Annotated in this window: 13 protein-coding genes; 2 read left to right on the top strand and 11 right to left on the bottom strand. The window is 70.4% G+C overall.

Going from position 1 to position 14,196, the window contains the following annotated elements:
- Positions 1 to 20: 20 nt before the first annotated feature.
- Positions 21 to 683, bottom strand: a complete 663-nt coding sequence (locus AB5I40_RS02895; RefSeq protein ID WP_370936855.1) for a hypothetical protein — start codon at positions 681 to 683, stop codon at positions 21 to 23.
- 142 nt (positions 684 to 825) lie between these two features.
- Here AB5I40_RS02895 and pip point away from each other — a divergent pair, with 142 nt between their 5' ends.
- On the top strand, positions 826 to 1,770 hold the full coding sequence (gene pip / locus AB5I40_RS02890; protein WP_370936854.1) for a prolyl aminopeptidase: 945 nt from the start codon (positions 826 to 828) through the stop codon (positions 1,768 to 1,770).
- Here the strand turns inward: pip and AB5I40_RS02885 are convergent.
- From AB5I40_RS02885 to AB5I40_RS02865, 5 genes are read right to left on the bottom strand one after another with little or no spacing between them, the layout of a single operon-like run.
- Entirely contained in the window at positions 1,767 to 2,285 is a 519-nt protein-coding gene (locus AB5I40_RS02885) for a dihydrofolate reductase family protein (protein ID WP_370936853.1), read from the bottom strand. The genes pip and AB5I40_RS02885 overlap by 4 nt on opposite strands.
- Positions 2,286 to 2,338: 53 nt before the next feature.
- Complete coding sequence (locus AB5I40_RS02880) at positions 2,339 to 3,955, bottom strand: dipeptide ABC transporter ATP-binding protein (protein WP_370936852.1); 1,617 nt, start codon at positions 3,953 to 3,955, stop codon at positions 2,339 to 2,341.
- Positions 3,956 to 3,959: 4 nt separating this feature from the next.
- A complete protein-coding gene (locus tag AB5I40_RS02875) occupies positions 3,960 to 5,648 on the bottom strand; it encodes an ABC transporter substrate-binding protein (RefSeq protein WP_370936851.1) in 1,689 nt (562 codons plus the stop codon).
- A gap of 19 nt (positions 5,649 to 5,667) precedes the next feature.
- Complete coding sequence (locus AB5I40_RS02870) at positions 5,668 to 6,669, bottom strand: ABC transporter permease (RefSeq protein ID WP_344275740.1); 1,002 nt, start codon at positions 6,667 to 6,669, stop codon at positions 5,668 to 5,670.
- Complete coding sequence (locus AB5I40_RS02865; protein WP_370936850.1) at positions 6,666 to 7,607, bottom strand: ABC transporter permease; 942 nt, start codon at positions 7,605 to 7,607, stop codon at positions 6,666 to 6,668. Before AB5I40_RS02865 ends, AB5I40_RS02870 begins: the two co-directional genes overlap by 4 nt.
- Before the next feature lie 322 nt (positions 7,608 to 7,929).
- Here AB5I40_RS02865 and AB5I40_RS02860 point away from each other — a divergent pair, with 322 nt between their 5' ends.
- On the top strand, positions 7,930 to 8,574 hold the full coding sequence (locus tag AB5I40_RS02860) for a S1 family peptidase (protein WP_370936849.1): 645 nt from the start codon (positions 7,930 to 7,932) through the stop codon (positions 8,572 to 8,574).
- Positions 8,575 to 8,625: 51 nt separating this feature from the next.
- Here AB5I40_RS02860 and AB5I40_RS02855 read toward each other — a convergent pair whose 3' ends face one another.
- From AB5I40_RS02855 to AB5I40_RS02835, 5 genes are all read right to left on the bottom strand, one after another.
- A complete protein-coding gene (locus AB5I40_RS02855) occupies positions 8,626 to 9,507 on the bottom strand; it encodes an IS5 family transposase (RefSeq protein WP_370936848.1) in 882 nt (293 codons plus the stop codon).
- Between the two features lie 175 nt (positions 9,508 to 9,682).
- On the bottom strand, positions 9,683 to 10,198 hold the full coding sequence (locus tag AB5I40_RS02850) for a GNAT family N-acetyltransferase (protein ID WP_370936847.1): 516 nt from the start codon (positions 10,196 to 10,198) through the stop codon (positions 9,683 to 9,685).
- 55 nt (positions 10,199 to 10,253) lie between these two features.
- Entirely contained in the window at positions 10,254 to 11,840 is a 1,587-nt protein-coding gene (locus tag AB5I40_RS02845; protein ID WP_370936846.1) for an acyl-CoA synthetase, read from the bottom strand.
- Between the two features lie 164 nt (positions 11,841 to 12,004).
- Positions 12,005 to 12,370 carry a YrdB family protein gene (locus AB5I40_RS02840; protein ID WP_370936845.1) on the bottom strand — a complete coding sequence of 122 codons (366 nt, stop codon included), beginning with the start codon at positions 12,368 to 12,370 and terminating at the stop codon, positions 12,005 to 12,007.
- Positions 12,371 to 12,429: 59 nt separating this feature from the next.
- On the bottom strand, positions 12,430 to 13,731 hold the full coding sequence (locus AB5I40_RS02835; RefSeq protein WP_370936844.1) for a lysozyme: 1,302 nt from the start codon (positions 13,729 to 13,731) through the stop codon (positions 12,430 to 12,432).
- Positions 13,732 to 14,196 lie beyond the last annotated feature (465 nt).

The following is a 14,196-nucleotide window of genomic DNA, read 5'->3' as shown; positions in this document are numbered from 1 at the left end:
CAGAGTAGTACTGCCGCCGCTCAGCCGTGCCAGCGGCGCGGCCGGTCGCCGCTGTCGTCGCCCCATTGCTCCATATACGAGCTGACGGCCGAGCGGAACGCGTCTCCCATCGGGTCGCGCGGCTGGTTCTCGCTGTCCTGCTGCGGATTCTGCGTCGGCTGGACGCGCGGCGGCGGCGCGGTCGTCGAGGGACGGCTGCTGGCCCGGACGATCGTGTCGCGCACCTGGCCGCTGGCCGGGGCCGGGGACGCGCTCAGCGTGCTCACCGCGGGCGGTGCCGACGACGAGGTGTGGACCGGAGCAGGCGGCGGCTGTACCGGCTGCGGGCCAGGCCCGGACGCCGAGGGCCACAACGCCCACGAGCCCAGCCCCGCGCACAGCACCACCGCCGCACCGGCGAAGACGCCGTAGCGCACCGGCCGTCGCTCGGGCGGCGGCGCGGTCTGCGCGGGCGGGTCCGCCGTCGGCAGCGGGCCGCGTTTGGCGAGCTGTTCGGTCGGCGAGCCGGTCGAAACGTCGAGGACCCCGCCGAACGCCGAGGTCGTTTCCGCGGCGCTCTCGGCCCGGGGACGCACCAGCGGCGGGGGTTCGCTGCCGTCGATCCGGGGCATCGGCGCCGTCTCGGACAGCCGCACGAGATTCGCGACCGACTCGAGGTCGCTGCCGGACTCCGGGTTCCCCATCCAGACCTCCACCCCGCCGGGGCCGCGCGTCCGCGGCGCTCCCGGCGCCGCAGATCCTAGGGACCCCCGGTCCGCGCTGTAAACCCGCCTCGAGCGTGATCCCGTACGCTCGACGGGTTTCCGCCACGGGAGGAGGCCCGCGATGCGGCCGTTTTCGGTCGAAACCGACGCGGCTGGCATGCTCGATGTCGGCGACAGCCAGCAGATCTACTGGGACGCCAGCGGCGCGGGCAAACCGGTCCTGTGCGTGCACGGCGGCCCCGGCGGAGGCGGCGGCGACTTCGGCCGGAACGGCTTCGACCCGGCGAAATTCCGCGTCGTGGTGTTCGACCAGCGCGGCTGCGGACGGAGCACGCCGAACGTCGCGGATCCGGCGGTGAGCCTGGCGCACCAGACCACCGCGCAGCTGATCGCCGACATGGAGAAGCTGCGCGTCCACCTGGGCATCGAAAAATGGCTGCTCTACGGCGGTTCCTGGGGCACGACCCTCGCGCTGGCCTACGCGCAGCGGCATCCGGAACGCGTCAGCGGCATCCTGCTGGTCGCCACGTTCACCTCCTCGCCGGACGAGGTCGACTGGCTCTACCGCGGCCTCCGGCGGCTGCTGCCCGCGCAATGGGAAGCGTTCCGAGCGGGCGCCCCCGACCCGGACGGCGACCTCCTCGCCGGGTACTCGCAGCTCCTCGCCAGCCCGGACCGCGCCGTGCAGCTCCGCGCCGCGCGGAATTGGTGCGCCTGGGAAGACGCGGTGATCTCGCACGAGTGGGTCGGCGGCCGAACTGGCCAGTTCAGCGAGGGCACCGACGACGAACTGATCACGCTCGCCCGCCTCTGCGCGCACTACTACGGCCACCACGCGTTCCTCGAGGACGACCAACTGCTGCGCGACATCCATCTGCTGCATGGGATTCCGGCGGTGCTGATCCACGGCCGGGCGGATCTGAGCGCGCCGCTGCTGAAGGCGTGGCAGCTCGCCCAGGCTTGGCCAGACGCGGAGCTTGTGGTGATCGAGGACGCCGGACACACCGGGAGCCCGTCGATGGGGACGGCGGTTCTCGAGGCGATCACCCGGTTCGAGAATCGCTAGCGCAGCACGCGGTACCGGAGGCTCGTCCCTTCCTGCGACAGCAACTCCAACCGCACCGGCGGTCCCGGCCGCTCGAACAGCCGCACCCCGCCGCCGAGCAGCACCGGCATCACCATCACCTCGACCTCGTCCAGCAGACCAGCATCGATGCAAGCCAGCCCGACCGAAGCGCCCAGCACGTTCACCGTCTTCTCCCCCGCCGCCGCCCTAGCCGCCGCGACGCCTTCCTCCAGCGAGGAGCAGAACGTCACCCCGGGCACCGCTGGCGCGACACCCCGCGTCAGCACCACCTGCGGCCCGTCCCACATGCCGCCGAAGGCCTTGCCCTCGGCCTCGGTGCCGCGATACGGGTCGTCGCCGGAGAAGGTCCGGCGGCCGACCAGCAGCGCGCCTACCTCCGCAGCCAGGTCGTGCGAAGCGTCCTCGGTGTACGGCGCGAGCCATCCCATGTCGCCGCCCGGCCCGGCGATGAACCCGTCCAGCGACATCGCGGCGGAGTACAGCAGCTTTCCCATGTCAGTCCCTTCCGTTTTCCGTACCGACTCCCGGAAGGGCGCAAACTCATCGGTCAGCCGGCCAGCGCGCGCCAAGCCTCCCGGCGTTCCCGCTGCCGTTCCGGGTCCGCGACCGGCGCCGCCGCGACCAAACGCCGCGTGTAGTCCTCCCGCGGCGAGCCCAGCACCGACGCCACCGGACCCTCCTCGACCACCTTGCCGTGATGCAGCACCACAACCCGGTCCGCGACCCGCTCCACCACCGCCAGGTCGTGACTGATGAACAGGCACGCGAACGCCAGTTCCCGTTGCAGGTCCGCGAGCAGGTCCAGCACCGAAGCCTGCACCGAGACGTCCAGCGCGCTCGTCGGCTCGTCCGCGATCAGCAGCCGCGGCCGCAGCGCCAACGCCCGCGCGATCCCGACCCGTTGCCGTTGCCCGCCGGACAGCTCATGCGGGTACCGGCCGCTCCAGCTTGGATCCAGGCGCACGGCGGAGAGAAGTTCCGCAACCCGCTCCCGGTGCTCGCCGCGTTCGCCGTGCACCACCAAGGGCTCGGCGATGCTCGCGCCGATCGTCGCGCGCGGGTTGAGCGCGGACGCCGGGTTCTGGAACACGATCCCGATCTGCCGCCGGATTTCCCGTCGCTGCCGGGCCGACGCCCGCGCGATGTCCACGCCGTCGACCTGCACGGTGCCCGCCGAGGGCGAGACCAATCCGGTCAGCACGGACGAGATCGTGCTCTTGCCCGAACCGGATTCGCCGACGAGGCCGAGCACCTCGTCGGTTCCGATGGTCAAGGACACGCCGTCGACCGCGCGCACCGGCGGAGCGCCGCCGCCGACCCGGTAGGTCACCGCCAGATCCGTCACCGAGACCAGCGGAGCCGACGTCGGGCGCACCGCACCAGCAGGCGCAGAACCCAGTGACAGCACCGAATCCAGCAGTTCCCGCGTGTAGTCGGCTTGCGGCGAGGCGAACAATCCGGCCGCCGTGTTCTGCTCGACCACCTGCCCGTCGCGCAGCACCACGACCCGGTCCGCGACGTCCGCGACCACGCCCATGTCGTGGGTCACCAGCAGAATCGCCGTGCCGAGCCGGTCCCGCAGCGACCGCAGCAGCTGCAGGATCCCGGCTTGCACGGTGACGTCCAGCGCGGTCGTCGGCTCGTCCGCGATCAGCAGCTTCGGGTCGTGGATCAGCGCGATCGCGATGACGACCCGCTGCAGCTGCCCGCCGGACAGCTCGTGCGGGTAGGCGCGCAGCACGCGCCGCGCGTCCAGTTCCACGAGCTCCAGCAGCTCACGGGCCCGTTCCCGCGCCACCGCCCGGGATACTTTCCGATGCGCCCGGACCGCGTCCACGAGCTGCGTGCCGATCCGGAACACCGGGTTCAGCGCGCTCATCGGCTCCTGGAACACCATGCCGATCTCGCCGCCGCGCACCGCGCGCAGCGCCGGACCGTCCACTGTGTACAGATCGCGGCCGTCGAGCACCGCGGAACCGGTCACCGTCGCGGTGTCCGGCAGCAGGCCGAGCAGCGACAGCGCGGTGACCGACTTGCCGGAACCGGATTCCCCGACGAGGGCGACGACCTCGCCGGGGTGCACCTCGAAGCTCACCTCGCGAACGGCGGCGGCGTCGCCGAACCGGATCGAGACGTCGCGCAGGGACAGCAGCTGCTCGGACACGGGATTACTTCGCCAGGCCCATCTGGAGGTAGTTCGGGTACGCCGGGAACGCGCCGATCGCGAAATTGCCGACTTTCGCGCCGTGCAGGAACGAGTTGCGCGTGTAGATCAGCGGGACCACCGGCGAGTCCTGCATGATCCGCTTGTCCGCCTTGGCCCACAGCTTCCCGGCCGCGGTCGGGTCGACCGTGCCCTGCGCCTGCGCGATCAGCGCGTCCACCTCGGGCACCGAGTAGCGCGCCTGGTTGTACCCGCCGTTGCCGATCTCCGAGGTGCCGAACAGCGGCTCGATGTTGGCGTTGGCGCTCGGGAAGTCCGGCTGCCACGAACCCAGCGTCAGGTCGTAGTTGCCGTCGTTGCCGGTGACCAGCGTCGTCCACGCCTCGTCGTCGAGCGGGCGCAGCTTCGTGCGGATTCCGGCCCGCTGCAGCGCCGCCTGGATCGCCTGCGCCTTGTCCGCTTCGTTGTTCGCCGTCGACACCGGGAAGTCCAGGTTGTCGATGCCGTTCGGGAAACCCGCCTCGGCGAGCAGCTGCTTCGCCTTCGCGACGTCGCCGTTCGGCGGGGCCGAGTAGAGGTCGTACACCTCGCGCCCGGCGATGCCCTCGGTGATCAGCGTCGTGGCGATCGGACCGGCCAGATCCGCGCTGCCCGCGGCGGCGACCTGGTAGGCGACCTTGTCCACGGCGTACTGGAACGCCTGGCGCACCTTGGGATTCGCCAGCGGGCCGCGCTTGGTGTTCAGCGCGAGGTAGGCCAGCGCGCCGGACTTCGACGTGACGAGCTGGTTCTTCGCCGCCGGGTTCGTGCGGATCTGCGCCAGCTGCGCCGGGTTCACGAACGACGAGCCGAACGCGAACGCGTCGTTGCCCTGGCTCGCCAGCAGCCGCTTCGCGACGACGCCGGTGTCCTGGCCCATCTGGATCACGACCGCGTCCGGCAGGCCGGTGCGCGCGAGGTCGGTCTTGCCGTCCCAGTTCGGGTTCCGGACGAACTTGACCTGCACGCCCTTCTGGTACGACTCGACCTGGTACGGGCCGGACGCGACCGGCTTCGTGTCATAAGTCGCGTCGGTGCCCTTGCCCTTCGGCACCGGGGCGAACGCGGGCATGCTCGCGATCCACGGCCAGTCGCCGTACGGGCGGGCGAGGTGGAACACGATCGTCTTCGGGTCCGGCGTCTCGATCGACGCCAGTTCGCCGCCCTTGAACGGGCCCTTGTAGTCGGGGCCGCCGGCGAGCAGGTTCTTGTGATAGCTCAGGCCGCCGGAGAACGCGGAGTCGAACGACCGCTCGATGCCGTACTTGATCTCGGCGCTGGTGATCGGCGTGCCGTCGGCCATCTTCAGGCCGTCCTTGAGCGTGTACGTCCAGGTCTTGCCGTCCGCGCTCGCCCGGCCGGTGTCGGTGGCGAGGTCCGGCACCACGGTGGCCGGGCCGTCCGCGGCGGTCTTCCACGCGGTGAGCCGCCGGTGGATCAGGCTGATCGTGGTGATCGCCAGGTTCTGGCTCTTCGCCGGGTCGAGGTGCTGCGACGTGGTGTCGCTGAGGATGTACAGCGTCCCGCCGGACGCCACCTCGACCGCGCCGCCGCCGGCGGACTGCTCGTTCGCGTTGCACGCGGCGAGGAACGCCCCTGCCCCGGTGACCGTGGCGGTGATGCCCAGCGCCTTCAGGAAGTCCCTGCGATCCATCGTTTTTCCGTTCCCTTTCTCAAGAACCGAGCCGAGCGCGGGGGTCGAGGACCCCGTAGAGCACGTCCACCGCGAAGTTCGCGAGGACGACGAAGAAGGCGGCGAACAGGCTGACGCCCATCAGCACCGGAAGGTCCACCTGGTGCACGGCGTCGACGAGCAGCCCGCCGAGACCGGGCAGCGCGAACACCCGCTCGGTGATCACCGCGCCGCCGAGCAGCGCGCCGAGGTCGACCGCGAACACCGTCACCACCGGCAGCAACACGTTGCGCAGCGCGTATTTCCCGACGACGGTCCGCTCCGGCAGGCCGACCGCCCGCGCGGTGCGGATGAAGTCCTCGCCCATGATTTCGAGCATCTGGCCGCGCGAGAGCCGGGCGTACACCGCGGCGTTGATGAACGCCAGCACCAGCCACGGCAGCACGAGGTGCCACGCCCAGTCGACCGGGCTCTGCGCGAACGTCACGTACCCGCTCACCGGCACCACGTCGAGCGTGAAGCCGAAGAGCAGAATTCCCAGCAGCCCCACCAGATACGCGGGCGCGGACACCCCGGCGAGCGTCACCGTCATCGCGGCCCGGTCGGCGAACTTGCCGCGGCGCAGCGCGGAGAACACACCGGTCGCGACGCCGGCGATCAGCCAGATCACCGACGCGCCGATCGCCAGCGAAACCGTGATCGGCAGCCGGTCCCCGATCAGCGCCAGCACGGGTTCGCTCTGCTGGAACGAATACCCGAAGCAGGGCGCGGAGCAGACGATCGCCGTCACGCCGGTGCCGAACGTGCGGCCGGTGAAGATGCCGCCGAGGAAGTCGAAGTACTGCTGGATCCACGGTTTGTCGAAGCCCATGAACTCCCGGGCCAGCGCCAGGTTCTCCGGCGTGCACGGCTTGCCGCAGGACATGAACGCCGGGTCGGTGGGCAGCAGGTAGAACACCGCGAAGGTGCCGAAGCTGACCACGAGCAGCACGCCGAGCATCCCCAGCAGGCGGATGCCCACGAAACGCAGAGTGCGATTCACCGGCGCACCGCCGTCTTCGGGTCGAGCGCGTCGCGCAGCCCGTCGCCGAGCATGTTGAACGCCAGCGTCGCGATGAACAGCGCGGCGCCGGGGAAAATGAGGAACATCGGATCTGTCTGCACCCAGTTGATCGCGTCGCTGATGGAACGGCCCCAGCTCGGCGTGGGCGGCGGGATGCCGACGCCGAGGAACGACAGCGCGGCTTCCAGGCCGATGTTGGCCGGGATGCTCACCGTCGCCAGCACGATGATCGGCGCCCAGAGGTTCGGCAGCAGCTCGCGGCGGAACACGTGCACGCCGCCCGCGCCGAGCGCACGGGCCGCCTTGACGAAGTCGCGGTTGCGCAGGCTCAGCGTCTGCGCGCGGACCACCCGGGCCACGCGCGGCCAGCCGAACAGGCCGATCACCGCGATCAGCAGCAGCGGCCGCGGGATCGACTGCGGGGCGACCGCACCGAGCGCGATCATGAAGATCAGCTGCGGGAACCCGAGCAGCACGTCGGTCACCCGGCTCACCACGGTGTCCCACCAGCCGCCGACGTATCCGGCGCTCGCCCCGAGCAGCACGCCCAGGAGCATCGACACCGCGGTCGCGGCGAGCCCGATCAGGAACGACGTGCGCGCGCCGTATGCGACGACCGCGAAGAGGTCCCGTCCGGTCAGCGGTTCGACGCCGAACCAGTGGCTTCCGCTGATCCCGCCGAGGAATCCCGCGCCGGTGCCGTCGGCCGGATTGAGCAGTTCGGTTTGGTAGGTGTACGGATCCTGGCCCTCGATCAGGGCGAGCAGAGGAGCCGCTAGGGCGGTGACGATCACCAGCACGATGACGACTGCGCTGGCTTGCGCCCAGCGGTCGTGCCGCAGCGCGCGCCACAGATTCCGGGAGGCCGGTGCGGCCGCCGGGACCCCAGCGCCGCCCGGGGACAGGATGTCGGACAACGGTTCCCTATGCAGATCAGCGTTACTTGACGACGTGACAGTAAAGAACCCGAAGGAAATTCACCACGACGGCGGCGCCCGTCCCGGATCGTGAGACATCGCCGACGTCGCACCTCCCCCGGAAGTTCGTGCTGTCCGCGCAGGTCACCGGCGGTCGCGCGGCCCGGGTCAGTGTGCCGTGCGGACAGGCGTCCGGCCAGTGTTGTTGTCACCCGTTCGGAGGCAGTCCCGGGACGGTCGGCTGACTCGGTTTGTGCCGCCGTCCGCCCGGCGCTGGACTGGCCGCACGTAGCCAGTCTCCTGTGGACGGAAGGACCTGCCGATGTTTCGCTGCTCGCGCCGCACGCTGACCGGAGTGCTGATCGCCGCGGCCGCTTTGCTGGTCAGCCCTCCTGCCTCGGCGGCCGGTGCGGCGGTGAACGGCGGCGACGCGATGTACACCGTGTCACCGGGGCCTGGCCGCGAGCCCTACTACTGCTCGGCGGGTTTCGCGATCCTCGTCAAGGAGGTCCGGTACATCCTCACCGCGGGGCACTGCACCGAGCACGGGCTCGATTGGAAAGACATCGGCCGCAACGTGGACAGCCACTTCCCGGTGACCGATTACGGCCGCGTCGAGGACCCGTCCGGCTCCGGGCACAGCCAGGTCGACCTCTACGACGGCAGCACCCAGCGAATCCTGCGCGCGGGCACGCCCGCGGTGGGACAGCTGGTGTGCCGGAGCGGCATGACCACGAAGAAGACGTGCGGGAAGGTCTTGGGCCTCAACCAGACCGTGAACTTCGGCGACGGCAAGCAGGTCGTCGGCACGATCGCCACCGACATCCCGGTCGGGGCCGGGGACAGCGGCGGCCCGTTGTTCTACGCCGGGGTCGGGTACGGGGTGTTGTCCGGCGGGAACAACCAGGTCAGCTTCTTCCAGCCGCTGCCGCCGGCGCTCGCCGCTTACGGGGCCACGCTCGCCTGATCTTCGGGTCCGTGAGGGGAACCCTGAGAGGGTGTTGTGGAACCTGGGTGGTTAGTCGTTGGTGTCTTCGGCTAGGCGGCGGGCTGCTTCGGTTTCGATGGGGCCGGAGGGTTCGATGTGTTCGTCGGCGAGGCGGGCGGCCATGAGCCGGATCATCGCGAATTGGATCATGGCTTCGGCGTGGGCGGTTTTGCGTTCGTAGTCGCGGGTCAAGCGTCTGCACCTCGTGAGCCAGCCGAAGGTTCGTTCCACCACCCACCGGCGGGGCAGCACCTGGAACCCTTTCACATCGGCGTTGCGGGGCACCGCGACGATCTCGATGTTCTCGCTCTCGCGGGCCCATCCAACGAGGGTGGTGTCTTTGGAGTTGACGTAGCCGCCGTCGACCCACACCAGCTCGAGCCGGGGAAAGGCCCGCCGGATCCCGGTCAGGATCCGGCGGGCTCCGGGCCGGTCCTGCACCGACGCCGAGGTCACGGCCACGCCCAGGATCAGCCCGAGCGTGTCGACCAGGACATGCCGTTTGCGGCCCCGCACCCGTTTCCCCGCGTCGTAGCCGATCTGCTCCCCGCCTTCGACGGTTTTCACCGACTGCGAGTCCAGCACCGCCGCCGACGGCCGCGGGTCCCGGCCGTCGCGCTCGCGCACCTTGTCGCGCAGCACGTCGTGCACCCGGGCCCAGGTGCCGTCCGCGGTCCAGGCCGCGAACACCCGATACGCGGTGGTCCACGGCGCGAGATCACGCGGCGCCAGCCGCCACGCGCACCCGCTGACCAGCACATAGCTGATCGTGTCGATCACCAGCCGACGCGAATGCACCCGCGGACGCCCGCCCAGACCCGGATGCCTCCTCGGCAGCAGCGGCTCGATCACCGCCCACTGCGCATCCGTCAACGACGAGCCATACACCGGCTTACACGAACACACGCACACCCGGCTTGATGATCACCACACCGCGCCGCACCGCTACCACAGCCGACACACCGCACCGAAAACCAGGTTTCACAACACCCTCTGAGGGAATCTGATTCCCTCAGGGTTCCCCTCACGTACGACAACCGCGCACCAGTGCCAGCGCGTGCCTCAGCGGGAGACATCCGTTAATCGGTTACGCGGCAGCGTCCGAGTCGAGCTCGATCCAGAACCGGTCCTCGCCGCGCCTCCGGCCGTCCGGCACCCCGCCGTTGGACAGGATCGTCCGACGGGAACGCTCGTTGTCCGCCTCGCAGGTCAGCAGCACTCGGTCGAGCCCGAGGCGGCGGCACTCCGCGAGCCCGGCCGTCAGCATCCGCGTGGCGTGGCCCTGCCCGCGCCACGGAGACACCACGTGGTACCCGACATGACCGCCCGCCTCGGCGAGGTCAGGCGTGAGCTCGTGCCGGACGACCAAGGTGCCCAGGTAGTACTCGCCGGAGACGTACCAGAAGAGCGTGGAAGGCACTCCCCAGCGCGGCTGCACCTCGCGCCGCGCGGCGACGAACCCGGCGAAGTCAACGCTCGCAGCGTCCAGCCATTCGGTCGGGCGGCCTTCGTACAGGCAGTCCACCTGCTCGCCGACCAGGTACGACGTGCGCACCTCAACCGTGGGCAGCACAAGACGAGGCGGCTCGACGAGACGGATCATCGGCCCAGTCTTCCTTCCGCGCGCCTGGCGCACAGCTCATTTTCGCGGCCGGACCTCACCCCTGCGCCAGTCCGGCGTGCCCTTCCCGCAGCGCGCGCTTGACGATCTTCCCGCTCGGGTTCTTCGGCAGCGCGTCCACGAACACCACGTACTTCGGGCACTTGTAGCCCGCCAGGTGTTCCCGGGCGTGCGCGAGAACCTCGGCTTCAGTGAGCGTGACGCCTTCGCGCGGCACGATCGCCGCGGTGACCGCCTCGATCCAATGTGGATGCGAGACCCCGAACACGGCGACCTCGGCGATCCCGTCCAGCAGGTACAGCGCTTCCTCGACCTCGCGGCTCGCGACGTTCTCGCCGCCGGTCTTGATCATGTCCTTCTTCCGGTCCACGACCGACAGATAGCCCTCGTCGTCGAGCACGCCGAGGTCGCCCGAGTGGAACCAGCCGCCCTCGAAGGCGGCGGCGGTTTTTTCCTCGTCCTCGTAGTAGCCGAGCGTCGCGTGCGGACTGCGGTGCACGATCTCGCCGACCTCGCCGGGCGGCAGTTCGCGGCCGTCCTCGTCGACGATCCGGGTCTCGACGTTGATCGACGCCCGGCCCGCCGAGCCCGCCTTCGCGAGCTGTTCGTGCGGGCGCAGGATCGTGGCGAGCGGGGCCATTTCGGTCTGGCCGTAGAAGTTCCACAGCTGCACGTCCGGCAGTCGCCGCGAGAGTTCGCGGAGCACTTCGGCGGGCATCGGCGACGCGCCGTAGTAGCCCTTCCGCAGGCTGGACAGATCCGTCGTGTCGAACGCCGGGTGCCGCAGCAGCGAGATCCACACCGTCGGCGGCGCGAACAGCTTCGTCGCGCGTTCGCGTTCCACCGCGGCCAGCAGCGCCGCCGGGTCCGGGCCGGGCAGGATCACGCTCGTCGCGCCGAGGTAGACGTCGACCGACAGGAAACAGTCCAGCTGCGCGCAGTGGTAGAGCGGCAGGGAATGCACCTCGATGTCGTCGCCGGTCATGCTGCCGTCGATCGCACAGGACACGTACTGCGCGATGAGCGACCGGCTCGACAGCAGCACGCCCTTGGGCCGCGATTCGGTGCCGGAGGTGTACATCAGCCGCAGCGGATCGTCGTCCGCGACGAGCACCGCCGGGGCGGTTTCGTCGCCGGGCTGGTCGATCCAGTCCGCGACGCTCTCCCAGTCGCCCTTGCCGCCGATCCGCCCGCGCAGGACATCGGTGCGGCCGGAGCGTTTCAGCGCCTCCGCCGCGGTGTCGAGCAGCGCGTCCTCGGCGATCAGCCCGGACACTCCGGCGTGGCCGAGAATGAACGCGACCTCCTCCGCGCCGAGCATGAAGTTCACCGGCACCAGCACCACGCCCAGCTTGGCCGTGGCGAACACCAGCACCGCGTACTCCCAGCAGTTGCGGCTGAGCAGCGCCAGCCGGTCGCCCTTCGCGAGGCCGCGTTCGGCGAGCCGGTGCGCGCAGCGGTTGACCGCCGCGTCGAACTCGCGGTAGGTCGCCCGCCGCTGCCCGGAGACGATCGCGAGCTTGTCCGGGAGGCGCAACGCGGTGCGCCGCAGGAGATCCCCGACGGAATGCTGGCGGGCGTGCTGGATCGCTTCCGCCGTTTCGGCGCTGAACGGGCTCGGCATAGCGGGAGTCTCATCCACCGGCGCGGCGTGCGCAAGCAGGACCGGCAGCGGCAAGACCCCGGCGCGGTGCGGGCCGGCAGCTTGCGCTGTCCCAAGTGGACAGACGGCCGGCCAGTCGCGCATCGCGGCACTGCCCGGACAAGCGATCCCCGCCGGAAAACCGCTCAGCCGTCCTTCGCCCACACGCGCACGGCCACCGCGACCGCGATCCCGACGACGCCGAGCACGATCCCCGCGACCAGCAGCCCGGACGCGATCAGCCCGAGCGCGGCGACCGCGAACAGCCCGAACTCCAGAAAGAACCGCGTCGGCTCCGGGCAGCGCCGCTTGGCCTGGGGCGCGATCACGAGCCCCCAGATCGCCGCCGCCAGCGCGGGCCACAGCACCGCCGCGAGAATGTCGAGGAACACGTTCCCGCCGAGCCGCGCACCGGCGACCGCGAGACCGGCGAGCAGCGCCAGTTCGGTCAGGAAGCGGATGACGAGCACCGCGCCGGGGAAACCGCGCAATTCGGGTCGAGTGGTGGTCACGCTGGGAGCCTAACGGCCGGGCCCGCGCTCCGTGCGCGGAGTCGCGGACCCGGCCGGAATCAGCGTCGGGCGACCATTCGGGACAGCGTCATCAGGATCGCGCCGAACACCAGCAGCGCCGCGCCGAACACGGCGAGCCGCGGGGTGCTCACGCCGGTCTTCGCCAGGGCCTGCTGCTTCGGCTGGGCAGCTTCCGGCGCGGAGGTCTGCGTCGGCTGGCTGGTCGTGACCTTCTCCGGGGCCTTCGGCGTCACCTTCGCGACTTCGTGGACCCGGGCGGTGAGCGAGTCGGCGTGCTTGGCGTCCGACAGCGACCCCGGCGGGTTGGCCTGCTTGCCGCCCGCCCAGACGAGACCGCTGATGTCCTTCTTCGGCGTGGCCGAGGAAGTCGACGTCGGCGGCTTGGTCACCGAGGAGCTCGAAGACGTCGGGCTGCTGGACGTCGTCGGGCTCGTCTTCGTCGTCGTCGACGGCGACGTGGTGGGCGAACTCGTCGGCGTCTTGGTCGGAGTCTTGGTCGCCGAGGAGTTCGGCGGCGCGCTCGTGGTCGGCGTGGCCGAGGTCGGCGGCTTCGTCGACGTGGTCGGCTTCGGCGGGGCCGGGGACTCGCTCTTCGGAGCGTCGCCGCCGGCGAACTTGATCAACTGCTCCATCGAACCGTTGAACGAGTCCTGGTCGCCGGGCTTGTTGCCGGAGTCCGAGTACTGCCACACCGTGTAGTACCGCCAGCCCGAGGGCAGCGGCCCAGCGCTTTGCGCGTACCGGGCGATGAACAGCGGATGCGTGTCGCCGAACGCGTTCGAGTTGCCGGTGCAGGTCTTCCACCAGTCCGTGGTGGTGTAGAGCATCGGCCAGCGCGACGTTTTCGCGTGCAGCCGCTCGGAGAACGACCGCACCCACGACACCATCGCCGACTGCGACAGGCCGAAGCAGGTCGAGCCGTACGGGTTGTACTCGATGTCCAGCATCGGCGGCATGGTGCGGCCGTCCGCGGACCAGCCGCCGCCGTGCGCGACGAAGTAGTCCGCCTGCGTCGCGCCGTCGGACACGTCCGGACGCGCGAAGTGGTACGCGCCGCGGATCATCCCGACGTCGTAAGAACCGTTGTACTGCTGCGCGAAGTACGGGTTCAGGTACCCGGTGCCTTCGGTCGCCTTCACGTAGGCGAAGCGCGCGCCCGCGTTCCAGGCGCCCTTCCAGTCCACATTGCCCTGGTGCCCGGACACGTCCATGCCCGGCACCTCGGCGGATGCCGCCACCGCCTGGGGCGCGTGCAGCAGCCCCAGCGCTCCGACCGCAGCCACCGCTGCCGCCGCGACGATCGCACCCGCCCGAGCCGCTATCCGCCCGGAGCCCGTCATCCTCTACTCCCTCGTCTTTTCCCGCCCTGGGAGCGCTCCGGCCGTCCGCGTCTCTTCCCCAAGAGCGGAACCGGATCACCTGGGCGAGCCCCAGTGTGTGTGACACGCGGGACGCCTGTAAACCACTGGGAGTGATGTGACGCGTGGTACACAAGAGGTTTTCCGAGGTCACCGGGGTTACGGCCGCTCGGGGGCGGGATGAAACTCACCCACCCCGGGTCACTGTCGGCAGCGGGCCCGGCACTCGTCGCAGTGGGTAATCAGAGTGCCGCCACCGGAACGGAGCACCGCAGCAGAGCCGAATGGCGGACACCCCGGTTTTGTCATCGCGCAAGGGCCGAAGGTCGGTCGTCCGGCACCGCCGGAGACCCGCCCGGGCGGTGCGACACGCCCGGCCCGGCGAGCCGTTCACGAACAACTCCCCCGCGCCGGAAACCCTTGCCCGCACTGCGGAAACCGGCCGCT

The organism is Amycolatopsis sp. cg13 (assembly GCF_041346965.1).
In the GTDB taxonomy this organism is placed as follows: domain Bacteria; phylum Actinomycetota; class Actinomycetes; order Mycobacteriales; family Pseudonocardiaceae; genus Amycolatopsis.
The sequence above is the reverse complement of the archived record's forward strand: the minus strand, read 5'-3'. Positions and strand labels throughout refer to the sequence as shown.

Excerpts from the sequence above, each read along its gene's own strand:
- AB5I40_RS02845 (WP_370936846.1), bottom strand. The coding sequence starts at position 11,840 with ATGCCGAGCCCGTTCAGCGCCGAAACGGCGGAAGCGATCCAGCACGCC.
- AB5I40_RS02885 (WP_370936853.1), bottom strand. The coding sequence starts at position 2,285 with ATGGGAAAGCTGCTGTACTCCGCCGCGATGTCGCTGGACGGGTTCATC.
- AB5I40_RS02835 (WP_370936844.1), bottom strand. The coding sequence starts at position 13,731 with ATGACGGGCTCCGGGCGGATAGCGGCTCGGGCGGGTGCGATCGTCGCG.
- AB5I40_RS02875 (WP_370936851.1), bottom strand. The coding sequence starts at position 5,648 with ATGGATCGCAGGGACTTCCTGAAGGCGCTGGGCATCACCGCCACGGTC.
- AB5I40_RS02860 (WP_370936849.1), top strand. The coding sequence starts at position 7,930 with ATGTTTCGCTGCTCGCGCCGCACGCTGACCGGAGTGCTGATCGCCGCG.
- pip (WP_370936854.1), top strand. The coding sequence starts at position 826 with ATGCGGCCGTTTTCGGTCGAAACCGACGCGGCTGGCATGCTCGATGTC.
- AB5I40_RS02895 (WP_370936855.1), bottom strand. The coding sequence starts at position 683 with ATGGGGAACCCGGAGTCCGGCAGCGACCTCGAGTCGGTCGCGAATCTC.
- AB5I40_RS02850 (WP_370936847.1), bottom strand. The coding sequence starts at position 10,198 with ATGATCCGTCTCGTCGAGCCGCCTCGTCTTGTGCTGCCCACGGTTGAG.